The sequence below is a fragment of the Sphingomonas hankookensis genome (assembly GCF_001619955.1).
GTDB lineage: Bacteria > Pseudomonadota > Alphaproteobacteria > Sphingomonadales > Sphingomonadaceae > Sphingomonas > Sphingomonas hankookensis_A.
This window is the reverse complement of the sequence record NZ_LQQO01000009.1, coordinates 1-26,111: the sequence shown is the minus strand read 5'-3', so window position 1 is coordinate 26,111 and position 26,111 is coordinate 1. Positions and strand designations below refer to the sequence as shown.

At 64.9% G+C, this 26,111-nt stretch carries 24 protein-coding genes; 21 read left to right on the top strand and 3 right to left on the bottom strand.

Annotated features, from left to right (window positions below):
• Nucleotides 1-109 precede the first annotated feature (109 nt).
• From AVT10_RS06735 to AVT10_RS06690, 10 genes are all read left to right on the top strand, one after another.
• Nucleotides 110-1,369 (top strand): DUF2254 domain-containing protein, encoded by a 1,260-nt coding sequence (locus tag AVT10_RS06735; protein ID WP_232307906.1) that lies wholly within the window; start codon nucleotides 110-112, stop codon nucleotides 1,367-1,369.
• 89 nt (nucleotides 1,370-1,458) lie between these two features.
• Nucleotides 1,459-3,387: a BCCT family transporter gene (locus AVT10_RS06730; protein WP_066689531.1), complete on the top strand. Its 1,929-nt coding sequence runs from the start codon at nucleotides 1,459-1,461 to the stop codon at nucleotides 3,385-3,387.
• 203 nt (nucleotides 3,388-3,590) lie between these two features.
• A complete protein-coding gene (locus AVT10_RS06725) occupies nucleotides 3,591-6,401 on the top strand; it encodes a monovalent cation/H+ antiporter subunit A (RefSeq protein ID WP_232307905.1) in 2,811 nt (936 codons plus the stop codon).
• A complete protein-coding gene (locus AVT10_RS06720; protein WP_198158513.1) occupies nucleotides 6,398-6,751 on the top strand; it encodes a Na+/H+ antiporter subunit C in 354 nt (117 codons plus the stop codon). Before AVT10_RS06725 ends, AVT10_RS06720 begins: the two co-directional genes overlap by 4 nt.
• Complete coding sequence (locus AVT10_RS06715; RefSeq protein WP_066689529.1) at nucleotides 6,748-8,271, top strand: monovalent cation/H+ antiporter subunit D; 1,524 nt, start codon at nucleotides 6,748-6,750, stop codon at nucleotides 8,269-8,271. The genes AVT10_RS06720 and AVT10_RS06715 overlap by 4 nt, the downstream gene beginning before the upstream one ends.
• On the top strand, nucleotides 8,268-8,756 hold the full coding sequence (locus tag AVT10_RS06710) for a Na+/H+ antiporter subunit E (protein WP_066689528.1): 489 nt from the start codon (nucleotides 8,268-8,270) through the stop codon (nucleotides 8,754-8,756). The genes AVT10_RS06715 and AVT10_RS06710 overlap by 4 nt, the downstream gene beginning before the upstream one ends.
• Nucleotides 8,753-9,022: a K+/H+ antiporter subunit F gene (locus AVT10_RS06705; protein WP_066689527.1), complete on the top strand. Its 270-nt coding sequence runs from the start codon at nucleotides 8,753-8,755 to the stop codon at nucleotides 9,020-9,022. Before AVT10_RS06710 ends, AVT10_RS06705 begins: the two co-directional genes overlap by 4 nt.
• Entirely contained in the window at nucleotides 9,019-9,432 is a 414-nt protein-coding gene (locus AVT10_RS06700) for a Na+/H+ antiporter subunit G (protein ID WP_066689526.1), read from the top strand. The genes AVT10_RS06705 and AVT10_RS06700 overlap by 4 nt, the downstream gene beginning before the upstream one ends.
• Nucleotides 9,433-9,442: 10 nt before the next feature.
• Nucleotides 9,443-10,486 (top strand): potassium channel family protein, encoded by a 1,044-nt coding sequence (locus tag AVT10_RS06695; protein WP_066689525.1) that lies wholly within the window; start codon nucleotides 9,443-9,445, stop codon nucleotides 10,484-10,486.
• Entirely contained in the window at nucleotides 10,483-12,285 is a 1,803-nt protein-coding gene (locus AVT10_RS06690; protein WP_066689524.1) for an SLC13 family permease, read from the top strand. The genes AVT10_RS06695 and AVT10_RS06690 overlap by 4 nt, the downstream gene beginning before the upstream one ends.
• 197 nt (nucleotides 12,286-12,482) lie before the next feature.
• Here the strand turns inward: AVT10_RS06690 and AVT10_RS06685 are convergent, their stop codons facing one another.
• From AVT10_RS06685 to AVT10_RS06680, 3 genes are all read right to left on the bottom strand, one after another.
• Nucleotides 12,483-13,916: a hypothetical protein gene (locus AVT10_RS06685; RefSeq protein WP_066689523.1), complete on the bottom strand. Its 1,434-nt coding sequence runs from the start codon at nucleotides 13,914-13,916 to the stop codon at nucleotides 12,483-12,485.
• Nucleotides 13,913-14,053 carry a hypothetical protein gene (locus AVT10_RS18145; protein ID WP_157092706.1) on the bottom strand — a complete coding sequence of 47 codons (141 nt, stop codon included), beginning with the start codon at nucleotides 14,051-14,053 and terminating at the stop codon, nucleotides 13,913-13,915. The genes AVT10_RS06685 and AVT10_RS18145 overlap by 4 nt, the downstream gene beginning before the upstream one ends.
• A 67-nt stretch (nucleotides 14,054-14,120) precedes the next feature.
• The gene (locus AVT10_RS06680) at nucleotides 14,121-14,780 is read right to left on the bottom strand and encodes a hypothetical protein (protein WP_157092705.1); all 660 of its coding nucleotides are present in this window, start codon (nucleotides 14,778-14,780) and stop codon (nucleotides 14,121-14,123) included.
• Nucleotides 14,781-15,001: 221 nt separating this feature from the next.
• Here AVT10_RS06680 and AVT10_RS06675 point away from each other — a divergent pair, with 221 nt between their 5' ends.
• From AVT10_RS06675 to AVT10_RS06625, 11 genes are all read left to right on the top strand, one after another.
• Complete coding sequence (locus tag AVT10_RS06675; RefSeq protein WP_066689521.1) at nucleotides 15,002-17,272, top strand: MobA/MobL family protein; 2,271 nt, start codon at nucleotides 15,002-15,004, stop codon at nucleotides 17,270-17,272.
• 713 nt (nucleotides 17,273-17,985) lie between these two features.
• The gene (locus AVT10_RS06670; protein ID WP_232307904.1) at nucleotides 17,986-20,169 is read left to right on the top strand and encodes a S8 family serine peptidase; all 2,184 of its coding nucleotides are present in this window, start codon (nucleotides 17,986-17,988) and stop codon (nucleotides 20,167-20,169) included.
• Nucleotides 20,170-20,320: 151 nt separating this feature from the next.
• Nucleotides 20,321-20,953 carry a hypothetical protein gene (locus AVT10_RS06665; RefSeq protein WP_157092704.1) on the top strand — a complete coding sequence of 211 codons (633 nt, stop codon included), beginning with the start codon at nucleotides 20,321-20,323 and terminating at the stop codon, nucleotides 20,951-20,953.
• A 12-nt stretch (nucleotides 20,954-20,965) separates the two neighbouring features.
• Nucleotides 20,966-21,421 carry a hypothetical protein gene (locus AVT10_RS06660; protein ID WP_066689519.1) on the top strand — a complete coding sequence of 152 codons (456 nt, stop codon included), beginning with the start codon at nucleotides 20,966-20,968 and terminating at the stop codon, nucleotides 21,419-21,421.
• Entirely contained in the window at nucleotides 21,418-21,855 is a 438-nt protein-coding gene (locus tag AVT10_RS18140; RefSeq protein WP_157092703.1) for a hypothetical protein, read from the top strand. Before AVT10_RS06660 ends, AVT10_RS18140 begins: the two co-directional genes overlap by 4 nt.
• 200 nt (nucleotides 21,856-22,055) lie before the next feature.
• Entirely contained in the window at nucleotides 22,056-22,592 is a 537-nt protein-coding gene (locus AVT10_RS06650; protein WP_066689517.1) for a hypothetical protein, read from the top strand.
• Nucleotides 22,592-23,227: a hypothetical protein gene (locus tag AVT10_RS06645; protein WP_066689516.1), complete on the top strand. Its 636-nt coding sequence runs from the start codon at nucleotides 22,592-22,594 to the stop codon at nucleotides 23,225-23,227. The genes AVT10_RS06650 and AVT10_RS06645 overlap by 1 nt, the downstream gene beginning before the upstream one ends.
• A gap of 105 nt (nucleotides 23,228-23,332) precedes the next feature.
• Nucleotides 23,333-23,827 carry a hypothetical protein gene (locus tag AVT10_RS06640; protein WP_066689515.1) on the top strand — a complete coding sequence of 165 codons (495 nt, stop codon included), beginning with the start codon at nucleotides 23,333-23,335 and terminating at the stop codon, nucleotides 23,825-23,827.
• A gap of 147 nt (nucleotides 23,828-23,974) precedes the next feature.
• The gene (locus AVT10_RS06635) at nucleotides 23,975-24,604 is read left to right on the top strand and encodes a hypothetical protein (protein ID WP_157092702.1); all 630 of its coding nucleotides are present in this window, start codon (nucleotides 23,975-23,977) and stop codon (nucleotides 24,602-24,604) included.
• The gene (locus AVT10_RS06630; RefSeq protein WP_066689513.1) at nucleotides 24,601-24,951 is read left to right on the top strand and encodes a hypothetical protein; all 351 of its coding nucleotides are present in this window, start codon (nucleotides 24,601-24,603) and stop codon (nucleotides 24,949-24,951) included. The genes AVT10_RS06635 and AVT10_RS06630 overlap by 4 nt, the downstream gene beginning before the upstream one ends.
• The gene (locus AVT10_RS06625; protein WP_066689512.1) at nucleotides 24,948-25,688 is read left to right on the top strand and encodes an ImmA/IrrE family metallo-endopeptidase; all 741 of its coding nucleotides are present in this window, start codon (nucleotides 24,948-24,950) and stop codon (nucleotides 25,686-25,688) included. The genes AVT10_RS06630 and AVT10_RS06625 overlap by 4 nt, the downstream gene beginning before the upstream one ends.
• Nucleotides 25,689-26,111: the final 423 nt, after the last annotated feature.

The window sequence follows — 26,111 nt, the reverse complement described above, 5'->3', positions numbered from 1 at the left end:
GGTGCCATTTGCCCCTGCCATAAGTTATTAGTGACATGTCTCCTCCGGTTTCCACCGCCACTTCGGCGTGTCCCATAGCTCGCTTCGCTAACGATGGAGCCGTGGCGTAATGCGGGGATGGCAATGGGCCGTTCGTCTCCTCACGCGTCAGATGTGGTTTCGTGCCGGACTGTTCTGCGTTTTCGCGGTGCTGCTCGCGCTGGCCAGCGCATTCCTCGGTCATACCATTTCGTACGACTTTGCCGCCAAGGTGGGGTCGAAGTCGGTCGACGGCATCCTGAATCTGCTCGCGTCCTCGATGCTCGCGGTAACCACCTTTTCATTGACCGCGATGGTTCAGGCCTATGCGGGAGCGACCAGCAGCATCACACCGCGCGCCGTCCAACTGTTGATCGATGACAGCACGTCGCAGAACGCGCTGGCGACCTTCCTCGGCAGTTTCCTGTTCGCGATCGTCGGCATCATCGCGCTGTCGACCGGCATCTACGGCAATACCGGGCGCGTCATTCTCTACGCCGGCACAATTCTGGTCATCCTGTTCATCGTCGTGACGTTCCTGCGCTGGATTCAGCACATCGCCCGCTTCGGCCGGGTGTCCGATACGATCGACCGGGTCGAGCGCGCGGCAACCGATGCCGTACGCATGATGATGCAGCCGCCCCGCTTCGGCGCTGAGGACAACGCCTCGGTCCCGAGCGACGCCCATGTCGTCCATCATGAAAAGATCGGGCGGATCACGCACGTTGACCTTGCCCAGATCGGTGAGGTCGCCGATGCGATCGGCGCGGATATCCACCTCGTCAGCATTCCCGGTCATCTGGTGGACCCGGCCAAACCGCTCGCCTGGGTCAGGGCGACGATCGACGACGATCAGGCCTGCCTGATCCGGGATGCATTCACGATCGAACATCATCGGACGTTCGATCATGACCCGCGCTTCGGTCTGGTCGTGTTGGGGGAGATCGCGGCGCGCGCCTTATCGCCCGCCGTCAACGATCCCGGAACCGCCATCGCCGTGGTCGAGGCGGCAACGCGCGTCCTGGCAGCGGCCCTGCGCCATCGGCCAGACGAGGAGCGGTCGCCGCCCGCGCGCGTGACGGTGCCGCCCTTTGCCTTTTCCGATATGCTCGAAGACGTGTTTCGCCCCATTGCCCGGGATGGGGCGGGGACGATCGAAGTCGGATTGCGCCTTCAAAAGGCCCTGGCGGCCTTGGTCGTAATCGACGACCGCTCCACGATCGATTGTCGGAACGAAGCGCAGGATGCCGTTGATAGAGGACGGACTCGGCTGTCCAGTGATCGAGATATCGCCGAACTGTCGCGCCTTCATCACACGCTGTGGGGCAACCACGGCGTTGCGGCATCATAGCATGGAAACCAGAGCAACCCGTCCGCTCAGCAGATTCCTAGTCCAACCGTTTTTCAACAATCCATCCCAACCGGTGCTACCCTGCTAATATGATCAAGAGTGAAATCAATTCCCGGGTTTTCTGGGGCGCATCCGCGATCATCGCCCTGTTGTTGGTGACGACGCTCGCCATGCCGGGGACGGCCGACGCCGCGTTCAAGGCGGCGCAGAACTGGGCGATCGACACGTTCGGCTGGTTCTATATCTCGGCGGTCGCAGTATTTCTGGTGGTGGTATTGACGCTCGGTTTCGGACCTGCGGGCAAGCTGAAGCTCGGTCCCGACGATGCGGAACCCGACTTTCCCTATTTATCGTGGCTGGCGATGCTGTTCGCTGCGGGCATGGGGATCGGGCTGATGTATTTCGCTGTCGCCGAGCCGATCCAGCATTACATCTCGCCGCCCGAGGCACCGAGCGGCACGATCCTCGCCGCGCGGGAGGCGATGGCGATCACCTTCCACCATTACGGCGTCCACGCTTGGGCGATCTATGCGCTGGTTGGCCTGAGTCTCGCCTATTTCACCTATCGCAAAGACATGCCGCTAACATTGCGGTCCGGCCTTTCGCCGATCCTAGGCAAACGGATCGACGGACCGCTGGGCGACGCGATCGACATCTTCGCGGTGTGCGGAACCGTGTTCGGCGTATCGACCTCGCTGGGCTTCGGCGTGTCGCAGATGACGGCGGGGTTGGCCTATGAATATGGCGTGCCGGACACGACGACGATGAAGATCGCGGTGATCGTGGTGGTCATGGGGGCGGCCACCCTATCGGTGTTGAGTGGAGCGGACCGCGGCATCCGCCGATTGTCGGAACTGAACCTGACCGTCGCCGTGCTGCTGATGCTGTTCGTGATGGCGGTCGGGCCGACGCTGTTCCTGCTGCGGGCGTTGGTGCAGAATTTTGGGCTGTATCTCGATCATTTCGTGATGCGGACCTTTACCCTCTATGCCTATGAACCGCGGGCGTGGATGGCGGACTGGACGTTGTTTTATTGGGCGTGGTGGATCGCCTGGTCGCCGTTCGTCGGCATGTTCATCGCCCGCATCTCGCGCGGGCGGACGATCCGCGAGTTCGTCATCGGCGTGTTGTTCGTGCCGACCGCCTTTACGTTCCTGTGGATGACGGTGTTCGGGAACACGGCGATCTCGCTCGACCTGGGGGTCGCGCAGGGTGGCATCGCCGATGCGGTGCAGGCGAACCTGTCCACGGCGCTGTTCAAGTTCCTCGAATATCTTCCCGCCGCCGGCGTCACGTCGACTTTGGCGATCGCGCTGGTCGCTATCTTCTTCGTCACGTCCGCCGATTCCGGCGCGCTGGTGATCGATACGCTGGCGTCCGGCGGGGCAGAGGAAACGCCCCGTTGGCAGCGCATGTACTGGTGCGTGCTGCTGGGGGTCACCGCCACCCTGCTGCTGATCGCTGGCGGTCTTGGCGCGTTGCAGTCGGCGACCCTGCTGGCGGCCTTGCCGTTTTGCTTCATCATGCTGCTGCTGGCGGTCGGCCTAATTCGCCAGACCAACGCCGATCTGTCGGGCGTAATACTGCCGGGCGATACGCCGTCGATCAGCGAGCGGATCAAGCGCCTGCTGGTCCCGGCACGCCGTGCCGACATCCTGCGACAAATGGCAGACAGCGGCGAACCCGCGCTTCGATCGGTGCAGGAGGCGATAGAGAAGGAAGGCTGGAACGCGAGTGAAGTGGAACAGCACGCGGACTCGGTCGAACTCACCATCACCGCAGCGGATGGTCGTCCGTTCGTCTATCGCCTGACGCCACGATCGCGTCCGCTTGCCGCCTATACTGCGCTGGATGCACCTGAAAGTCGTCGCAGCCTGACGTGGATACTTGCCGCACAGACCAATGGTGAAACCGGCTTTCGCGATCTGTCCGGATTTACGGCCGACCAGATCGCGAGCGACGTCCTGACGCAGATGGAGCGGTGGCGCCTTGCCGATACCAAGGTCCAGCGGACTTGAGCGGTCCCCGACGATCGAGTGGGTTGTGAATCGTTTGCCCATCGTGCAATATCGACCCAGGGTGTTCGCCGATCGCTGGTGCGGGCAGGTTCTAACGTTGGTCGGGCCGCCAACGCGGAACCTTTGCGCCCGGAGTATCGGCTTGCCCGAACGAACCTTCCTGCCTGCCGCCTTGCACATCGTCACATAGCGGGGAATTGCAGGTGGCTTTGCTGACCCTCATTTCCATGCCGTTCCTCGCGGTCATTCTGTTGATGGTGACCCGGCGAGCATCGCGGCAGGTCCATATGCTAATCGCTGGGACCGCCAGCGCGGGCGGATTGGCCATTCTGTTGTCGCAAGCGAACGCGGTGCTTTCCGGCCGGACGCCGATGGCAGGCATGGCGTGGCTACTGACGCTCGGTCTCGATTTCCGCCTGTGGCTTGACCCGCTGGCGTTGCTGTTCGCGGGGTTGATCCTCGGCATCGGGCTGCTGGTGATCGTGTATGCGCAAGGGTATCTGGCAAAGAACGAGCCGACGGCGCGGTTCCTGTCGTTCCTGATGTTGTTCCAGGGTGCGATGGTCGGGATCGCCCTGTCCGGCAATGTGCTGCTGATGCTGGTGTTCTGGGAGCTGACCAGCCTGGCGTCCTTCCTCTTGATCGGTTTCTGGCGCGACCGTGCCGACGCGCGACAGGGCGCACGGATGGCGCTGACCATCACCGGCGGGGGCGGTCTCGCCTTGATCGCGGGCATGATGCTGCTGGGCAAGGCGGCGGGCAGCTATGATCTGGCGACGATCCTGGCACGCGCCGATCTGGTGCAGGCCTCGCCGCTCTATCCCGCGATCCTGGTCCTGATCCTGGCGGGGGCGTTCACCAAGTCGGCGCAGTTTCCGTTCCACTTTTGGCTGCCGCACGCGATGGCCGCGCCCACCCCGGTCAGCGCCTATCTCCATTCCGCGACGATGGTGAAGGCGGGGGTGTTCCTGCTCGCGCGGCTGTGGCCGGTACTGGCAGGAACCGATCTGTGGTTCGGTATCGTCGCGTCGATCGGCCTGGTCACCATGGTGTTCGGCGCGGGCGTCGCACTGTTTCGCCACGATCTGAAGGCCATCCTCGCCTATTCGACGATCAGCCAATTGGGGCTGATGGTGATGCTACTCGGCTTCGGGACGGGCGCGGCGGTGACGGCGGCGGTCTTTCACATCCTCAACCATGCGGCCTTCAAGGCGACGCTGTTCATGCATGCGGGTATCGTGGACCATGAGACGGGCACGCGCGACATGCGGCGGCTGGGCGGCCTGGCGGCGGTCATGCCGCTGACCGCGACGCTGGGCGTGCTGGCCGCCGCCGCGATGGCGGGTCTGCCGCCGCTCGGCGGGTTCATTTCCAAGGAGATGATGCTGGAGCAGAGTGCCCATACCGCGTGGGCGGGACAGGCCTTGCTGGTGCCCGTGCTGGCGACCATCGCGGCGATGCTGTCGGCGGCCTATTCGCTGCGCTATGCGGTGGCGCTGCATTTCGGCGCGCGGCGTACCGGCGATGTCGCTGCGCCGCACGATCCGGGGGCCATGCTGCTGGGGCCGCCCGCGATATTGGGAGCCGCCGCGCTGGCGCTCGGACTGTTGCCGATGACGCTGGCGGGGCCGTTGGTGGCCGCTGCCAGTGCCGCGGTGACGGGCGGCGCAGCGCCCGAACTGCATCTCGCGCTATGGCATGGCGTCAATCCGGCGCTGCTGATGAGCGTGGGCGCGGTCGCGATCGCGATCCTGGTCCTGTGGTGGTATCCGGCCGTGGCCAGAACCGTTGCCCGCATCCCGTCACCCGACGCCAAGCATCTGTTCGACCGAAGCCTGACGGCGATCGTCGAGGGGCTGCGTCGCGTGTCGGGCATGATCCATGTCGCGTCGCTGCAACGCTATCTGGTGATCTTGTTCGTCGTCGCGCTCGCGCTTGGCAGCGACGCCGCCTTCCGGTCCGGCATCGCCGCCGGGGATCGGCCGACCACGCCTGCGTCGCTGGCGGCCATCGTCGCCTGGGCCGCGCTCGTCGTCGCGACGGTCGCCGTGGTGGCGGTCGACCGGCGGCGGTATCTCGCGCTGATATTCATCAGCGTCATCGGCCTCGTCATGGCGCTGGCGTTGATCCACCTCTCCGCCCCCGATCTCGCGCTCACCCAGATTTCGGTCGAGGTGGTGACGATCCTGCTGATGCTGCTGGCGCTGCACCTGTTGCCGGGCAACCCGCCTCGCCTGTCGAAGATGCCGCGAAGGGTGCGTGACGGCGTGATTGCCATGGCGGGCGGGCTGGGCACCGGCTGGCTTGCCTGGGCCATCATGACGCGGCCGGTGCGCGCGGGGGTTTCGCGCTTTCACTGGGACAACAGCTATTCCGGCGGGGGCGGGACCAACGTCGTCAACGTCACGCTGGTCGACTTTCGCGCGTTCGACACCCTGGGGGAGATCACGGTGCTGGGCATTGCGGGCCTGGCCATCTTCGCCCTGCTCGAACCCGCGGTGCACGGTGTTGCCGGTCGACGACTGCGCGAATGGCGGTCGGGGGATCGTTTCTCGCCCGAGCGCCACCCGATGATGTTCGTCATGGCGACCCGGCTGCTGCTGCCGCTGGCATTGCTGGTCGGCATCTACATCTTCCTGCGCGGGCACAATCAACCGGGCGGCGGCTTTATCGCGGCGCTGATCTTCTCCATCGCGATCCTGCTGCAATATCTCGCGTCCGGCTTCGACTGGACCAATGTCCGGCGACGGATCGGTGAGCATCAGCTGATCGGGTTCGGCGTGCTGATCGCGGTCGCGACGGGGCTGGGCTCGCTGGTGTTCGGCGCGCCGTTCCTGACGAGCAGCTTCGGGTATTTCCACCTTCCGTTGATCGGCGAGTTCGAACTGGCGACGGCGATGCTGTTCGATCTGGGCGTCGCCTGCGTCGTCGTGGGTGCGGTGATGATGGCGCTGGAACAGCTCGCCCATGTCGCGCAGCGCGCGGCAAGCCAGGACGGCGAGGACGCGGCATGAGCCTGGAGTTTCTGGTCGCGTCCGCCATCGGCGTGCTGGTCGCCGGCGGCATCTACCTCGCCCTGCGCGGACGGACGTTTCAGGTCGTGCTGGGGCTGACGTTGCTGTCCTATGCGGTCAACCTGTTCCTGTTCGCGATCGGGCGGCTGATCGTCGATCGCCCGCCGCTTTATGCCAAGGGGGTGGCCGACCATGCCGATCCCCTGCCGCAGGCGCTGGTCCTGACCGCGATCGTCATCACCTTCGGCATGACCGCGCTGACCGTCATCCTGTCGCTGCGCAGCTTCCTGGAAAGCGGATCGGATCAGGTCGACGGCTTGACCGAACCGGACAAGGAGGGGGAGGCATGATGCTTGCCGACCATCTGCTCGTGGCCCCGGTCCTCCTGCCGGCGGTGACTGCGCCGGTCGCCATGCTGCTGATGCGGCGTCATCGCTCACTCGCGCTGGCCGTGTCGCTGGGCGGGGGCATCGCGATGCTGGTCGCAAGCATCGCGCTGTTCGTGATGGCGCAGGACGATGCGATCCGCAGCTATGCGCTGGGTGCATGGCCTGCGCCGTTCGGCATCGTCCTGATGCTCGACCGGCTGGCCGCGACGATGCTGGTGCTGGCGGCGGTGCTGGGGATCGTCGTGCTGGTCCATGCCGTCGTCACCGGCGCAGACCAGCGGGGCTGGCATTTCCATCCGCTGTTCCATTTCCAGCTAATGGGACTGAACGGCGCGTTCCTGACCGGCGACCTGTTCAACCTGTTCGTCTTCTTCGAAGTGCTGCTGATCGCGTCCTATGGCTTGATGTTGCACGGGCAGGGCGCGCTGCGGCTGAAGGCGGGCGTGGCCTATGTCGTGGTCAATATCGTCGGGTCGGCGCTGTTCCTGATCGCGCTCGGGCTGCTCTACGGCCTGACGGGCACGCTCAACATGGCGGACCTGGCAGTGAAGGTCGCGGCACTGGGGGCGGGGGATCAGGGGCTGCTGCGCGTTGCCGGGCTGTTGTTGCTGACGGTGTTCGCGCTGAAGGCGGCGGTGGTGCCCATCCATCTCTGGCTGCCACGCACCTATGCCGCGACGATGCCGGTGGTCGCGGCGCTGTTCGCGATCATGACCAAGGTCGGCGTCTATGCGATGATCCGTACCGTGCCGCTGATCTTCGGGGCCAAGGCTGGTGCGGCGGCGTGGGTGCCCGCGCCCTATCTGCTCCCGGCGGCGCTGCTCGGGGCGATCCTTGGCTTTGTCGGGGTGTTGGTGGCGCGCGGCATGCGCGAACAGGCGGCGTTCGCGGTGCTCGCGTCGACCGGCACGCTGTTGATGGCGGTATCCTTCTGGCAGGAGGCGACATTGGCCGCCGCGCTCTATTATCTCGTGCAGGCGACGCTGGCCGGGGCAGCCCTGTTTCTCGTCGCCGATGTCACGATGCGGCGGCGCGGCCAATATGCCGATGCGATCGTCCCCAGCCCGCGCTTCGCCGGGCAGGATGGCGCGGGGCTGCTATACCTGATCGCGGCGATCGCGGCGGTCGGGCTGCCGCCGCTGGCGGGCTTTGTCGGCAAGCTGCTGATCCTCGATGCCAGCTTTGCCCTGCCGGGTTGGCAATCGGTTTGGACGACGATCCTTGTGACGACCCTGGTCGGCGTCATCGGTTTTTCGCGCAGCGGGTCGACCCTGTTCTGGAAGGAAGCTCCACCGGCCACCGCCGCCATTGCAGGCGCAAGCCGGTCGCGCGCCGAGTTCGTGGCCCCGGTTGTTCTTCTTGCCCTGCTGGCGGTGCTGACTGTCACGGCCGGTTGGGTGACCGCGCAGACGCGTGCGACGGCGGCGCAGGTCATGGCGCCCGAACGCTATGTCGCGGCGATATTGGGGGCGACGCGATGAAGCGGCTGCTGCCCCATCCCGCGCTGTCGGCGATGCTGCTGATCGTCTGGCTGCTGATGGCGAACACCATCACCATGGGCGGCATCGTGCTGGGCGGAATCTTCGCGCTGATCCTGCCGAAATTCACCCAGCCCTTCTGGCCCGACCGCCCCCGGATGCGTTTCGGTCGCGCCTTTCTGGCCTATCTGGCGATCGTGGTGTTCGACATCGTCGTCGCCAATTTCCAGGTCGCGCGGCTGATCCTGTTCCGGCGCAATCGCGATCTTCGCGCCCGCTGGTTGATCGTGCCGATCGAGCTGACCACGCCGGAGGCGATCACGATGCTGGCAGGCACGATCAGCCTGACGCCGGGCACCGTGTCATCCGACGTGTCGGCAGATGGCCGTTACCTGCTGGTCCACGCGCTTGACGTCGCCGACGATGCTGCGGAGGTGGCCCGGATCAAGACGCGCTATCAGGCGCGCTTGCAACGGATTTTCGTATGATCGCCATCGCGCTCCACATCGCCGCGGGCTGCATCGCACTGGCGCTGTTGCTGAACCTCTGGCGGCTGCTGCGCGGGCCCGCGCTCGGCGACCGGATCGTCGCGCTCGACACGATGGTCATCAACGCCATCGCCCTGATTGTGCTGATCGGCATGATCGGCGGCAACGACACCTATTTCGAGGCTGCGCTGCTGCTCGCCATGGTCGGGTTCGTCAGCACCATCGCCTATTGCAAATTCATCCTGCGCGGGGACATCGTGGAATGAGCCTCATCGCCGATATCGTCATCGTCACCCTTCTGCTGTTGGGGGCGGGGTTCGCGCTGATCGGCAGTTGGGGGCTGGTCCGCCTGCCTACGACCATGGAGCGGCTGCACGGGCCGACCAAGGCGACAACCCTGGGCCTCGGTGCGCTGCTGATCGCTTCCGTGGTCTATTTCCAGACGCGGCTCGGCATCTGGACCGCGCACGAATTGCTGATCTCGCTGTTCCTCTTCATCACCGCGCCGATCTCGGCCAACATGATCGCCAAGGTCCATCTCCATCGGGCGCGAACGGGTGCCGCCAACGAACCGATCGGTATCGCCGGTCCGCCACCGCGGCCAGGTGAGGAGGGCGACTGGGCGACGTTCGAAGCGCCGAAGCGGGAAACCCCCGCATCGACCGCGAACAGCTGACGCTCGCCCCGTGGAAATCGGCCATCAGACACCGGATTACCACCTGTACCGCCGCAGCCGTACGCCGGTCTGGTTGGCGCTGTCGTGGCGGGCGCTGCTGGCGCTGGCGCTGATCGGCGTCGCACTGGCCGTCCACTGGTTCGACCGTGAAGGACTGCGTCAATCGTCCGGTGAGCCGGTCACCTTCGCGGACATTCTCTACTTCACCATGATCACGGTCACGACCGTCGGTTACGGCGATATCGTGCCGGTCACCCAGCAGTCGCGGATGTTCGACACTTTTGTCGTTACGCCGATCCGGTTGTTCGTGTGGCTCATCTTCCTGGGGACCGCCTATGACTTTCTGCTCAAGCGCGTGTGGGGACGATGGCGCATGTCGGTGATCCAGCGCCAGTTGCGTGACCATGTCGTGATCGCCGGCTTCGGCAACAGCGGATCGGAAGCGGCCAGCGAACTGATCCGTCGGGGCGCACACCCGGACACGATCGTCGTCATCGACGAAAGCCCCGCCGCCCTGCGCCTGGCTGAAGCGCTCGACGTCGCTGTCATGGAAGGCAATGCCACGCGCGACGCCGCGTTACAGGCGGTTCGGGTCGGTACGGCCCGCGCGCTGATCGTGGCCGCTGGGCGCGACGACACGTCGATCCTGATCGTCCTGACGGCGCGTCGCATCGCGCCGACCTTGCCGATCAGCGTGGTGATCCGGTCGCTCGATAACGAGGCCATCGCCCGGCAGGCCGGCGCCGATACCGTCATCAACCCTGCTAGCTTTGCTGGATTGCTCCTCGCCGGATCGACGCACGGCGTCCACCTCGCTGATTACATGGCTGATCTGGCGGCGACCGATGGCCGCGTCGCACTGCGTGAGCGGTGCGTCACGGCGGAGGAGATCGGAATCCCCCTGCGGGCGATCACGTCAGGGCTTGGCCATCGAATCTATCGGGGCGGAACGATGATCGGTTTCTGGGAACCGGGGGCGAACCGTCTCGTAGCGGGCGACGTGATCCTTGAGGTCGTGCCTGCAGCGGGCCAGGACTCGGATGGCCCGGCATGACCGACTGGTTGGTGGCCATCGACGCCCATCGCGCCGTGTTGGGGCTGGTATTCGTCGTCGCCCTGTTCGTCGCCTTTGCGCTCGAACGCTTTCCGCCTGTCACGATTGCGGTGGCGGGGGCCGCGATCATGATCGCGCTGGGTTGGCTGACGCCGCCCCTTGTCACCGCCGCGTTCGCCAATTCGGCACCGATCACCATCGCGGCGTTCTTCATCCTGTCGGGCGCATTGGTGCGGACCGGCACGATCGAGGCTCTGGCCAGCCTGATCGTTCGGCGAGCAGGCCGCGCGCCCCGGCGAACCGTGGCCGAAATGTTGACCGGTGCGGCCATCGCGCCGGCCTTCATCAACAATACGCCGGTCGTCATGGTGCTGATCCCGCTGGTCCGGCGGCTAGGCCGAACCGTCGGTATTCCGGCCACCCGGCTGCTGATCCCGCTCTCGTATCTCTCGATCCTGGGGGGCACACTGACCTTGGTCGGCACCTCGACCAACCTGCTGGTCGACGGCGTGGCACAGGCGAACGGACAGCCGGGGTTCGGCATTTTCGAGATCACCACGGTTGGGCTGGTGACCATGGCGGCGGGGGTGGCGACGATGCTGATTCTCGGTCCCCGATTGCTGCCCGCCCGACCCGACAATGCCATCGCCGACCGGCACCAGCTCCCCTATCTCACTGAGATCGCCCTGCTGCCGGAGGCGTCATCCCAAAGCCCGCGCATCGCCGACCTGTCGTTCCTGCGGCGTGATGCAGTACGTCTGATCGCCGTCCGGCGCGGATCGCGGGTTGATCGCAACCCGGATCCCGACATGGTGCTGCTGCCCAGCGACCGGTTGATCGTCAGCGCCACGGCCGACGAACTCGACGATCTGGCGCGAAGCGAAACGTATATGGTCGGTCTTCAGAATGTGGGGCGTCCGATCCGCCTGTCCGATGGGGCGCGTTCGGACGATGTGCAACTCATCGGCCTGACGATCAGCCCGACGCATCCGGCACTGGGCCGCGAGTTGCGCGATATTCCCTTTCTGTCGAACCTGCCGGCACGCGTTCTAGGAATCGGTCGGGCGCGGCATTTGCCGGGACCCGACCTCGCTAGCGTAAGGCTGCGGGCCGCCGACAGTCTGCTGGTCGCGGCGGATGCTACCGCCATGGCCGAACTGCGCGCCAACACCAATTTGATCGCGGAGGATACCAGCCATATCCGCCGCTTCCGTCGGCAGCGCGCACCGATCGCGATCGGTGTGCTGGTCGGCGTGATCGCGCTGGCTGCGCTCGGCATCCTGCCTACCGCGCTGCTGGGCATGATCGGCGTCGGTATCGTCCTCGTGACCCGGTGCGTCGATGCCGAAGAAGCATGGCGATCGATCGACGGCAGCGTGTTGGTACTTATCTTCGCCATGCTCGGCATCGGCAGCGCGCTGGAGGCAATCGGGACCGTCGACCTGATTGTCGGTGCAATCTCTCCATGGCTGGCGACCCTGTCGCCGCTAGGAGTAATCCTCGTCCTGTATTTCTTGACCTCCGCCCTGACCGAAACCGTCACGAACAACGCGGTTGCCGTCATTATGACGCCGGTCGCCATCGGGCTGGCACAGGCGACCGGGCAAGATCCCCGCGCGCTCATCATCGCCGTGATGTTTGCGGCGTCGGCTAGTTTCGCGACGCCCGTCGGGTATCAGACCAATACGATGGTCTATGCGGCAGCCGATTACCGCTTTTCCGATTTTGTCAGGATCGGATTGCCGATGAACGTCTTTGTTGGCCTGTCCACCTGCCTGGCTATCAGTTGGCTTGTATAGCTTCGGTGGGTCCGAACTGGCTTTGCAAGCTGCTCGACTGATAAGAATAGGCCGTTTGCCGCACCATCATCGTTTATCAGAACGAACTGCCATGGCTGAACCACGTAAAGGATGTGGTAACGGCTCGGGAAAAATGAAAAGATGGCGCATATCTCCGCACAATGGCATTGTTATCAATCGACTTGAGGCATTCTACCTTAGCCGATGAAGAAGCGGTGCTCAGGGATGACGTCGAGCAAATATAACGATTGGTTAGGTGCAGTGGCATTGCCATGATGATCATTCAATTCGCGACTTCTTCGTTCGGTAAGGAAATCGAGCGATGCCTTGGCGGCTTTCCATGGCCGGCTTGACGCGTCCGGCTTGCCCCCCGCGTAATCGAAAATCGCCTCACGATAGAATGCGAGTAATCCTTCCAGTCGGCTGACGTATCCGTGATATTGCTGGCAGTGTTCATACGGCGCCAACGGCGTCGCGAGCACTTTGCCCGCAATCAGGGCGTCGACCATTACCGGCAATTGTTGCTCTGCCTGCATGAGACGGCGGATGGCCACGGCCAAGGCCGCGAGCGGCGGCAACCCGTACCACTCGGTTGCGAACACCCTGGCCCCAACGCCGCGCGTCTGCGGCGTCGCGGTTCGCGCCATCAGCGCATCGTCTTCGCGAAGGCGTCCTGCGACGTGCTGCATCAGGCGGGGCAGATCGAGTTGTTTGCCGCCATGTTCCAGCATATCGGGATGCTTGCGAATCCGCTTTGCGATCATGCGGATGAGTGGATCGGCATGCTTCGTCAGCGGCAGGTTCACGCCGCTCGGCACGCATGCGCTTTCGCCAAAGCGCCAGTCGCCCGAGCCGAAGTACAAGTCGAGCGCGGTCTCTAGCGCGGTACGACGCGCCCGCATCTGGTTGAGCGCCCGTTCTGGTGCAATCGATTGGCTGGACCCGGGTACCAAGTAACCGAACGACGGGGTCTTCGTCAGCCTCGCTCCAACCATTTGCACGTCATGTGCGCACCAGATCAATGCCTGTGCGACGAGCAGATTGCGCAGCTTCGACATGGAGGTAGGATCGTTGCTTGCCAAGTTCCGCAAGCGACGGATTACCAGCCCGAACCTTCCGCCGACCAAGGCTGTATAAAGTTCCTGGTCGCAATCGCGCAGCGTTACCAAGGCGTGAATATGGAAGTCGAACGCCGTTTTCGGTGCAAGCTTTCCTGCCCAGCCACCGACGATGACGTCGATATTGTTGTCCGCACCATTGCGCATCATCAGCCCGCGCAGGAATGTCTCAAGCGCCCCGCGATCGGTCGGGATCAGATCGAGCGGGGGCAGTTCTTCCTTGGCGTCAAGGATCGCTGCGGGCAATGACCGGATGTCGCCGAGGGTGGGCGAGAAGAGACGTCGGCCGTAATCTGCCTCAGCGATGCCTTCGGCATAGATACGGCCATGCATGTCGCTGACCAGCGTGGTGAAGTCCCCACCACTGGCGATCGCACCTGCGAGCAGTGTATCGATGTCGGTCTTGCGCCCGGAGGTGTCGAGAAATTGATGATAGCTGCCTTCGTAACGCTGCTGGCCGAAGGCCGCCTGCTGCTTGCGCCGCTCCTTGCGGCTGACCCGGACCTGCGTCACAGCTTGCCGACTATGTCGTCGATCCGCGCCTGCAGCGCCCCGGCGCTTTCCGCCAGTCGCCTGCACAGTCCCTCGGCGTGACGATAGGCGTCATGGCCGGTCCGCTTTGCGGCGATCTCCGCATCGAACGCGGCCATCGCGTCCTTGAATCGTCGTTCGAGGCGCAGGTGGGCAGCATATGCCTCATCTATCGATGGGTGGTCATCATTCATCGTCTTCCTCCAGATGGGGCGGGAGCGAAGGCTCACGCCAGAAAGCGGGATTGCCGCCGCGCGCGCGGAGCCATTCGAAGGCAGCGCCACGGGTTGCGAGATCGGGGGCGGGTTCGCCGAGCAGGCCGACCAGCGCATCGATGAGCGCGGCCTGCCCGATGGTGATCGGCTTGCGCCGCCACGACGCGCGCGGGTCGAGTGGCCCGGTCTCGATAAAGCGCCGCACTTCCTGTTCGTAGAGCGCGGTGCGCCTGCGCCATTGCAGGATCACGCCCCACTGTTGGCACCAGGTCAGGCGTGCGGGATCGCTGAAGATCCAGCGGACGATATCGCCGAACAATGGCCCGGCGCTGGCCGCCGTGGCGGACTGCATCCAGCGCGCCATCCGTTCCGGATGCGCCATCAGCCCGAGCAAGGCGGTGTCGTCGCTGCCGTCGATCCCGACCAGCACGAGGGCCGAGCCGAGCGCGTACTTCCGGGCATCGGTCGATCCCGGTCCGCCACGCCGCTTGTCAGCCGCGCGGTACTGGCGCCGCAGTTCGGCAGCGCTGGTGGCCGCGATCGCGACTTTGCTCGCAACGCGATCTTCGCTCGCGGCAAGATTGGTAGCCAGATCGCGAAGGCGATCAGCAGTGATTTGGGCGGTGCTCATGCCCATCGCGGTACCCACGACCGTCGCCGCCAAGCGTCAACCTAGTGGCACAAAGTTGATCGACGCCGCGCGCATCTTTCCGGGGCTGAGTTGACGAGACACCAGTAGGAGTAAGGCAGAAGGTGACAGGTGAGAGGGGGTGGTGCGCGATAAAGGTTTGTCTTGCCAGAAGCAGACAAACGGCGCGCCCACCCCCTCATCCGACACGAAGGGCAAGGCAGGTGACGATCGACTATGCGGTGTTGAAGGCGCGATCGGCGGAAGTTTCCGCCGCGCTTGCCGATGCGCGTAGCGCGCGGAACCTGTCGAGTCGTCGCAAGCGTGCGGACGAGCGTGACGAGCAGATCGCGGAAGGCGCGCGACGTCGACGCAAGGCGATCACGGACCAAGAGGCAGACGCGTTCCTGAAGCGACGCCTGCGGATCAGGGTGGCTGATGCCGATCGCCCGCGGACAGGATCACGCACGCCGCGCCGGTTGTTTACGCGTGGCGTCGAGCAGATGCTGAAGGGGACGACGGGACTCACCGACGCGCGTGGCCCAGATGGTCGCCACTCGATCCACTATTCCTTCACTGCGCGCGGCCTCGGGTCGAAGAAGGGACGGCGCTGGCGTGCTGGCGAGGCGGAGCGCGCCGCACTCTATTCGGTGCGTGAAGATGCGTTGGAGAATGGGGAGCTGGGCTGGTGGTCAAACGTCGCCGCCGACCGTAGCGAGCTCGTTGCCCATTATCGTGCGTCGGAGGCGCTGGAAAAGCACGACCGTGCCAACGCCACCGTCTATATCGTCGAGGTCATCGCATTGCCGGCTGAGCTCACTGCCATGCAACGGCGGCAGGCGGCCGAGCGCATCTGTCGCCGGCTGGAAACGCTGGGGCTGGCCTATACCATCGGAATCCACTTGCCCGACGCGGCAGGCGACCAGCGCAATTTCCACCTGCACTTGGTTTACTCGATGCGGCCGTGCCAGCGGATCGCGCCCTATGAATGGGATTTCGCCACCGCCAAGCGGACCGAGATCAATACGCCGGCCGGGATTTTGCAGCGCCGTTGCGCCGTGGTGGTCGCAATCAACCAGACGTTGCGGGAAGCCGGTATTGCCAAGCGCTACACGCCATTGTCCAACCGCGAGCGCGGTATGGCCCCGCCGGAACGCGGCAAGGTCGGGCAGCAGGAAACCGCGTTGGCGCGCCGGTTGGCCGCGCTTGAGGATCGTCACGCACGCTTGGCGGCATTGCAGGCCCATACGCGATGGGTGAGGCAGACGCTGCTTAATGCCGCGGACCGGCTGGACGTGGCACGGCGGAAGGTGACACGCTGCCTTGCCGCGACGTCCATCGCGCTTGGCCACGACGTCGCCGATAGCATCATGCCCGCAGAACATCGCGGCAAGGTCAGGGAGGCGCTCGATCGCGCTTATGACATGGTGGGTCGTTCAACAGCGGCTGCTGATCTCCGCCTGGAGTCGGCGCGGCGCGCAGTGCAAGCTCGTCGCGCCTTGGGGGCGACACATATCCCGGTGTCGATGAACGGGATTGCTCGTGTCGATGACCGTGCGGGCGACATCAAGCGCCTCGACAACATCGCTATCCACGCGGACGAGACTATCCGGCAGATCCAAACCGACGTCACACAACCCCGCCAGCGAATGCCGTCGACGGAGGAACTGATGTCCGACACGGCAACCGAGAATAACAATACAGTCACGCCCGCCGGCGAATCTGACCCCGCGGCTGCTATCCGTAGTGCTGCAACGGCATATGCCGAGTTGGTGAAGGCCGAACAGGCTGCGCAGACGCTCGCGCGGGCTATGGTCGACAAGGCTCTGGCTTCACTGAAACGCAAAGCCAAGGCGATACGGCGCGACGCCAACGGACTGTTCGTCGCCGACATCGCGGGTCTGCCCATCACCGAAAGAAAGGTACTGGCCCAGCACATGGCCGATCCACGCGTGCAGGAAGCACTGGCTGACCTGTTCGCCCGCGAGATTGCGAATGCATCGATTAGCTTGGGTGAGTTGACGACCGCAGCAGTGGGCCTCGGCCAAAACGGTCGCCTCAGCAACGAGCCCGGACGTAAACGACATGACAGAACCCATGATCAAGCGCTTCCTCACCGACGCGCCGGTATCCGATCCCCCGCAGGGCTGGCCGGCTTGCGCGACCTGCGCGCAGTCGGTGTGGATGATCGACCGCGAGACGCCGCGGGCGTTCTGCCAGACCTTCGGCGGGATGACATTCGGCGAGGAAGCGCGGTTCATCTCGAAGTGCGAGGCGCACCAGCCGATCGCCTGACCGACGCCACAGGCGTCGCAGTCGCCGCAACGTCCGGGCAGGCCCCGGGTCACCGTGACCCAGGGACTAGCCGAGGATTGCGGGAGCAAGCGGAGGATGCTGCCCGGGATGGGGCGCATCAGCCAGCTTGGCCAAAGGGGCGCGATGACCCCAGTGATGGAATAGTGTCCGGCCAAGGCCGTGACGATCACGGGCGGTAAGACGCCTGAAAAGGCGGGGTCACAGCGCGATCCTGTTTCGCTAAAGAAAGTACGGGCAGCATGATCCCACCCGACCGGGCGGTGATCCTGCTGCCGAAAGCCTTGCGATGCCCTTCTTTTTCAATCGGTCCGCGCCACAACCGCGTTCGACTGCTCGCCATTATGCTTTGGCGGATCGAATAGTGGCTGCGCTACGACAGTAACGCTATCCGCTGCACCTTCGATCTGCCCTTTGATGCGCTGCGAGCCGGATACAGCGGGCATATACCTGCTCGACTAAAGGGGAGCGATGAGGACACGACCTTGGTGGTCTTAAAGAAGGGCGAGTACGACCGATGAGGTTGATGGAGCATTTTGCCCGCGATCGTCGCTTGAGATTGTTAACCTCCTCGGCGTAGAGTCGGCCTGTTCGCCAGCAGGCGGACCGAGGCGTGAGAACCTTGCGATTAGTAGCCGAATGCCCGGCCCGAACCAGTTTCGGCCGGGAGGCGTACGCGGATGTCCAGGGCTCTTTCGAGGGCCTAAAGGCGTGCGCGCTCGTCTAATCGCGGGTTCTCAACTTCCGGCTTTCGGGTCGGCATCGCCTCGTCAATCTGGGGCGGTGCCGTCGGCTGGAAGGCCATGTCGGCACCGACGCGAACGGGGGTTCGGTCGTGGGTGCGTTCAGAAAGGGTCGTGTCAGACGGCTCATAACTATCAGAAATACGGCGGTGGTGACCGCGACGATGCTGCTGGCTGCATGCGGCGGCGGCGGCGGTGGCGGCGTCAATTCGTCCGGGTCGATCCCGGCACCCAGTCCATCACCGCCGCCGACACCCACTCCACCGCCGACGGCAGCCGACAGTGCGGAATACAAGGCGTCGGGTGCCGTGGTCGGCATGAAGGCGGCTTATGCCTATGATCGCGGCATCACTGGCAAGGGCGTCACCATCGCCGTCATCGACACCGGCATCAATGTCGACGAGCCGGAGTTCAAGGGCCGCATCTCGGCGGACAGCACCTCGTTCGACCAGAAGATCGCCCGCTGCGCCACCTGCGCCACCGAGATCGTCCGCTACGACCTCAAGGACAACAACGGTCACGGCAGCGGGACCGCATCGGTCGCCTTGGCGGCCCGTGACGCCAAGGGCATGCAGGGCGTAGCGCCGGAGGCGACTCTGCTCGCGCTCAAGATCGCAGGCCCAGACATGTCGAACGTCAGTCCGACGTCCGGCCCGGTGCCCGAGGGCGGTGGTCCGAACTCGGCGCTGATCGCGCCGGCGATCACCTACGCGGTCGAGAAGGGCGCGTTCGTCATCAGTATGAGCCTGAACGGCTTCGCCGGCGGCAAGATCGCCGGCGAGCAGCGCAAGGCGATGGATCTGGTGCGGACCAGCGACCGTCTGTTCGTTCAATCCGTGTCGAACGACGTCGGCCAGGACAGCTTCGCGGGTCAGGTCACCGAGAACATGGTCGGCACCGACATGACCAACAAGGACTGGTTCCTGTTCGGCATCCGTGTCGACCGGAACCTGCAGGCTCCGAGCGGCAACGGCACCCCCGGCGCGCTGGCGGATCGTACCCTCGCGGTGGTCGCATCGAACATCGACGTCGTGGGCAAGGATGGTACCATCACGACCGTCACCGGCAACAGCTTCGCCGCGCCGGCGATCGCCGGCGCGGCGGCCCTGCTCAAGCAGTACTGGCCGCAGCTCGGCGGCAAGGCGATCAGTCGCATCCTGCTCGACACGGCCACCGATCTCGGAACCCCCGGCGTCGACCAACTCTACGGCGTGGGACTGCTCGACGTCGGGACGGCGATGCAGGCGCAAGCGCCGGCCAGTTCCTTCGTCGCTGCGCAGACGGCGCTGGCGAAGTTCTCCTCGGTGACCATGTCGGCACCGTTCGGTGGCGCGTCCGTGATCGGCCGTAGCATCGGCGGCATGACCGTGTTCGACCGCTACGGCCGCGACTACCGGATGACGGCGGCGACCGGCGTTCGCACGCGCGGCACCGGGCTGCTGGCCGGCGGCATGCTCGCGCCGGTCGACCCGCCGTGGCTGACGTCCGCCTCCACGAGCACCGATGCCCGTCTCGGCTTCACCTCCACCGTTCCCGACTATTGGCGGCAGGCCCGTCCGAGCCGACCGTCGATGGTCTCGTTCTCGCCCGCCCCCGGCCAGTCGGTGACGCTCGGTGCGAACGTCGTCGTCGGCGGGAGCGGCGGCGTCGCCGGATCCCCGTTGCGCGCGGTCGTCGCGACCCCGGTCGGCATGTCCTCGGCATGGTCCGGAAATGGCTGGGCCGCCGGCTTCTCGTCCGGTTCGTCGCGCGACGGACGTGCATCGTTGCGCTCCGCCTCCTTCTCCATGCCGTCTGGCTTCGGCTTTGCACTCTCCGATCTCGCCGAACGGGGTCGCGTGCTGGGCATGAGCCAGGACGTCGGTGTTGGACAGCGTGGGGCGAGGACGACCATGGCTTCGCTTACGATGCGACGAATGGTCGTCGGCATCCCCGTCTCCGCACGCGTCACCGCCGCCACCACCAGGGTGGAGGGCGGATCCGACACGATGCACTTCACCGGTCCGGTCATCGGCACCGCCTTCGCGGTCGAGGGCGCACACGGCCTGTTCGGGGGTACGGGGACTTTCGGCCTGTCCTCGCCGCTCCGCGTCGAACGCGCCCGCGTCATGATGCTGATGCCGGTGTCGTACGACCTCGTCTCCGGCACGCTGACGACCAGGACCGGCACCATCGATCTGACCCCGGACGCGAGGGAGCTTGACCTTGAGTTCGGGTGGTCCCGTGCGCTGACGCCGACCTCCTCGGTGCGGTTCGGTGTCGCCCATGCCTTCGATGCCGGACATGTCGCGGGTGCGACCGACACGGCGGGATACGTGACGCTGGTGCTGCGATGACCCGGCACCTCGCCGCACGCGCACCGCCTTCGGGCTGACGCGCCCACTCGCGCATAAGCCGAACACCATCAGGACTTGCGACGCCGGGAAGGCTTCCCGGCGATCGACGTCGCGTGTCCATCGCAGAAGGAAGACGAAAATGATCAGAACGATGACGATCGCCACGATGCTGCTGCTGGCGGTACCCGCATCCGCCAAGCCCGCACCGGCCGGCATGAGCCCGTTGCGGATGGACGTTGCCGGGGTTCGGCTGGCTATGCCGATCGAGCAGGTTCGCACTGCGCTCGCCGCCGCATCTTATAGTTGCAAGCCGTTCGGCAACGAGTCCGATTTTGCCGCGCGGGTGGCGGCCGAGGTGAAGGACCGCACCGGTGCCCGCGGCCCTGTTCCCTACACCACCGGGACGATGCAGTTCGACTGCCATGGGCTGAACGGCGAAGGCCTGACGATCCGTTTTGCGCAAGTACAGGCAGGAAGCATCGTCGACAATTTCTCACTTCGCATCGACGGCAGGACGGTCGATCTGCCCGCGTTGCGCAAGCAGTTGGCGGCGAAGTACGGACGACCGACCGTAGGTACCGACTTGCGGGGGTCTTGGTGTGACGCGGGCTACCGCTGCGGCGATGGCATGGTCTTCAGCGAGGGGCCGACGATCATCATCGATACCTCGAACGCCGTCACCATCAACGCAACCCGTGGCACCCGCGCCAGCAAGGCCGACGATGCCGCCATCATGGCTGCAGCTGACCGGCTGGTGCCGAAGAAATCCCGTGCGGCATTCTGAGCGGAGGCGGAGATGCCCTATCTGATCGGCATGATTCTCGGCGACACCCTCGCCAGGATCGGCTTCTTTCGTGCCGCGGGGGCGGCCATCGTGCTGGCCGCTACCGGCTTTCTCGCCCATCGCCTGGTCGCAGCCAACTTGGATCCCGACCATGCCTATATCGCCGCTGCCGCAGCACCGATGGCATTATTCGGCTGGGCGATCTGGCATCCGGCGGCGTCGCGCTTCCGACTGTGGATCGTGGACGGCGTCTATCTTGCCGCGCGGCTGGCGATGTGGTGGGCCGCAGCCGCATTCGCCATCGGCCTTGTCGCAGCCCAGTTCCGCATCGACCGCTGGTTGGCCGGGGAATGGCCGCAAGCAGCGACCGCCGCCTTTTTCTGGCTGGTGCAGCGGGCACTGGGCGCGCAGGTCGCCCGCTCGCACCGGATCATGGGCGAGCGCAGCGTCATCAAGGTTGACGCATGAGGGGCGCGCTGACGCTGCGGATCGTTGCGGCGCTCGTGCCGGTGCTGACGTCCACCGCCACAGTGGATGCGGCACCTCGACCCGCAGTGCTGGAGGCAACGACGAGGGCGGATTGGCGGGCGGCTGGCCTTGACGGTACCGGCTGCTACTGGTCGCCCCGCCGGGGCGGACCGATCCACTTCGTCGCTGCCGGTAACACGGCGATGACCAAAGTCGGCGGTCGCATCGTCATCCTAAAACCACGACGCGATGCAAAGCCCCTTTTCCCGTTCATCCATGACGCTTGGCGGGCCGATGACCTGACCATCCGGGTCGTGGACACCGCCCGGATTCGGGCGATGGGTTACGAAACGGTCACTACCGACGCGGTGCTGATCGTCACCCGTCGCAACGTGACGATCCGGCTGCGCGGATCGATGATCTGCGGCTCGTAATCCTGATGATCACGAAGGTTTGACCAACCTTTTCCTGCATTCGGTCGAATGACGATGCGCCTTCATCGCGAAGGCGAAGGTAGACCGGCCGGCCCGGCCGGGGATGATTTGGGAAGTGCCTGCGGCTGTGCCGTAGAGGCGAAATGATGGTGCGGGGCCGGCGAGCAGCCCGCCGCTCCCGCACAATATCTAGGACTTCCATGTACATCGTAAATCGAGAGCGCGAGCTCGCAAAGGCGCGCGCGCTGTCCGGGGCACTGGCCATCGCCGAGCGCGCCGGTTGGCGGATCGACCGGTCGGTGCCGATCATTCCGCCGCCTTTTCGCAATTATCTGCACATCGCCGCCGCCGAGCTGCTGCTAGTGCCGTCGATTGAGCCGTCACGCGGGGATCTCGACACGGTCGAGCGCGGCACCCGCATCGCCCGGTGCGACGCGCTGGTGGTGAAAGCGTCGAGCATTGGCCACCGGACGCTGTATTGCGCGGTCGGCGAGTGGCAGCGCCATGGCACCGTCTGGCATCATGCCCGCCGGTTGTGGCTGTCGCGCAGCAACGAGGGGTGGCTGGTGCCCGATCCCGCGGAACCGGACGAGAGCGGGGCCGTCTTCCGCCTTTCCCCCGGTCGTCTGCGCGCGATGATGCCGGCACGGCTGTCCGCCGCCGATGGCGGCTGCGATCTGACGCCGGGGCTGGCGAGGGCCGACGCTTTCCTTGCCGCCGTCTGGGGGGATTGCTGATGAGCAAGCCGCTACCGTGGATCAGCCCGTCAGATGCCGACGACATGCTCTACGATGATCCGATGGGATCGCTGCCCGATTTCGGCTACGCGCTGCTGCGCAAGAGCGCAAAGAGAAAGCAGAACCGCGTCGCCGATCTCGCTCGCGCAAAACTCCAACCCAGCAAACCGAACGACCGCGACTGGCTCGCGGATGGCCTGTGGCCGATCACCTGCGCATCACACCGCATCTTCACGGCGCCCGGTGTCGCGGTCGAACCCGGCGTGTTGGAGGGCATCTTCCACGACTACGACACCAAAGCGAAAGCGCATCAGAAATTGCTGGCGGTCGTGCTGACGTACCGTTTCCCGCATAGCTGGCAACCCGCCGACATCCTGTCGCTGGTCGGCAAGTACGCGCTGGAAAAACTGGCGCTGCAGCGGCGGCTGACCAGCATGACGGTCGTCCATATGCCGGGCGACGAACTGTCCGCCCGCCGGCCCCACGCTCATGTCGTCTGCATGGCGCGCGTCCATCGCTCTTCTGGCTGGGGCGAGGTGCATCCTGATCTTGTCGCCAAAACCGCGCAGGCGCGGTTCCAGCAGGAATGGGAGGATTTCTACGATGTTTGGCTGCCGCTTTTCCGCGACGGCTGACCCCTGAAGGCGGGATACGCAGCGATCCCGCCCGCCTGCCGGGGGCAAGGCACGAAGGAAGGAGGACGGTCCCCGATCCGGGGGATGAAAATGGAGAAGACGATAATGACGACCGACAAGACCACGATCATCCGCCGCCACACCGAGGCAGTCGCCCAGATGCTGGTTGGCAGCCGCGCGATGAAGCCCGGCGCGGCGATCCTCGCCGGCGAAATGGGCGGAGCCGAAGGGCGGCTGCGTATCGGTGCCATCGCGCACAGCAGCGGCAATGATCTGGTATATCTGGATTTTGCCGATGCCGAAGACGGCTACCAGTTGACCGGCATCTCGCTGTGCGCGGTACGTGACAGCATCTGCCACCTGCAGACCGACTGCCGCCTGTATCTGAGCCGCAATGGATCGCGGGCGATCATCCTGCCGCAGTCCGGCATCCGTAAGGCGTACCGGCTGGCGCCGGGCGAACTGATCCAGGTGGCCAACCAGCCGGCTGACCGTGACGAAGGCATCGCCCGCGCCGAGGCATGGCTCGCTAAGCTGGTCGCTCGCGGTGCGGCCTTCGCCGATTACGCCGCCGTCCGGACCCGGCCGCTGGCAGCCTGATCCAACCGGCTGACACGGTCGGTCGATCATCGCCTCGACCGATCATGACGGCTCAACATCCCGGTGAAAGAACCTCTCTACCTATAAAGCGGACGACCTCACAAATTCGGACAGTGGCCAATAAATATTTCATGCTTCTGTCCGAGAATGCTGAGCCGTCCGCTTTATAGAGTAAGGGAGGCCGTCATCTCAGCCGTCACGCCGACACCAACACCGGTTCAGCCGCCCGCCGATGTCTATTCGACTGCCGAGGTCAACGCGATGCTGGAGGCACTGACGACAACCGACCATCAGCGTCTGCTGCGGCGGTCGCGCTATCTGGCGCAGGGACATTACATACTTTCCGGTGACCTGCGGCAGGAGGCGTTCGTCCGGGCGCTCGACGGTCGTCGCCAATGTCGGCGCGGCTACGACATCGTGAACTTCCTGATTGGGATCATGCGCAGCCTGACCTCGCAGGAACGCGAAGCCGAACGCGACGGCCTGCACCCGGTCCCGCTCGACCTCGACGACGATACGCTGGCGATGGCCTCATTGGCGCCCAGCCCGGAGCAGGTCGGGCATGATGCGCTGCATTACCGGCGGACCCTCGCCGCGATCCAGCAGTCGATCGGGAACGACCCGCAGTTGGTCACCTTGCTGGATGCGGTGCTCGACGGCGAGAAGGGGATCGCCTTGCAGAACCGGCTGGGGCTCGATGCCAAGGGCCTAGCATCGTTGCGCAAGCAATTGCAGCGCAAGCTGGCGGCCGCCGCCAAGGACAGGAGCATACCATGACCACCGACGCGGACGAACTGATGCAGCTGCGACTGTTGGACGACTTCCTCGACGGTGAGGATGTCGAACCTGATCTGGCCGACCTGCAGGCGGAGATCGCGCAGGCACAGCTGGCGGTAAAGAAGGCGAACTTGCGCGCGATCCGCGCCAAACTCGATGCCGGAGCCGACGCTCGGGTCGTCCCGATCGATCGAGCGCGTCTGCGGGCACAATTGCAGCTAGCCATGTCGGGCGATGCCGACTTGCGCATGACGCTGGCTGCCCGCGGCAACGACGACCATGATATCGACGACCTGATTGACGACCTGGCCGAACTCGACCACGAAACAGGCGACCGCCCTGCGTGACGGACGCGGTTGATCCGCCCGCCGAGCGCCTGCTGCATGACCTCGGCATCACCGAACCGGGCGAGATCGATGTCGAGGTCATCGCCTGTGCCGTCGGTGCGGCCGTGCGCTATTGTCGCTTGGCCGTTGGCGATGCGCGGATCGTCGGCCTGGGCGACAGGGCGATCATCACGGTCGATGATCGGGCCAGCCGTGTCCGGCAGCGATTCTCCGTCGCGCATGAACTCGGTCATTGGCATCATCATCGCGGCCAACAGCTGATCTGCCGTGGCGCCGCCGAGCAACAAGACGGAGCGGCGGGCTGTGAACGTGAGGCGGACGGGTATGCTGCCGGCCTGCTCATGCCCCGCTTCATGCTGGAACCGCTCGTCGCTGGCGTCCCGATGTCATTCGATCTGATGCATCAGATCGCCGCCACGTTTGGCGTCAGCACAATGGCGGCTGCCTTGCGACTGGCCGACCTTCATCCTGCGGCATTCGCCCTTATCGTCGAGGAAGCGGACGGGCGTAGATGGTTCAGACGATCATCAAGCCTGAACCCTCGTTGGTTCGTCCGGTCTGCAGCATCAGACATGAGCGCAACGGCTGATCGATGTCGATTGCCCCGCGCGAATGTCGCGTTCGCTGCGCCAGCGCAGCAATGGTTCTTGGGCCAAGGTGTTAGAGACGCGGAAGCGATGTACGCCATCGACCGGGTGGCATGCGGCCGGGCAGTACACCTTGTTGTAGTGAAATAGTTTGACGGTGAGCTACGGAAGATACCTGGTGGAGAGCCGCCCGTCCGCTTTAGGGCGACGAGTCTAGCTAATCGCCCGTTCGTTCAAGCTGTGGCGGGCAGGGCCTAAGGCTGGGTCAGGCTGATTTTGAGCGTTCCGCCGATCGCCGGCCGATCGCGTCCCAGAAGGAGCTATTCATGACATTGGAATAATCGATCGGCAGCAGCTCCATCCAGCCGATGACCTGGAGGAGGGTAAGGAGGCCGAGCCCGATCGCGGAGCCGGCGAGTTGCTCGCCGAGCAGGTTCGTCTCGAACGCCGAGCTAAAGTAAAGCGCGGACTTGATGCCGTCGGCGCCCAGAACGGCGCTGGGCGTGAACAGGAGGTCGGGGCCAAGGATTAGCAGGTCGGGTGAGCAGCCCCCATCGGGTGGTCCGGGTTATT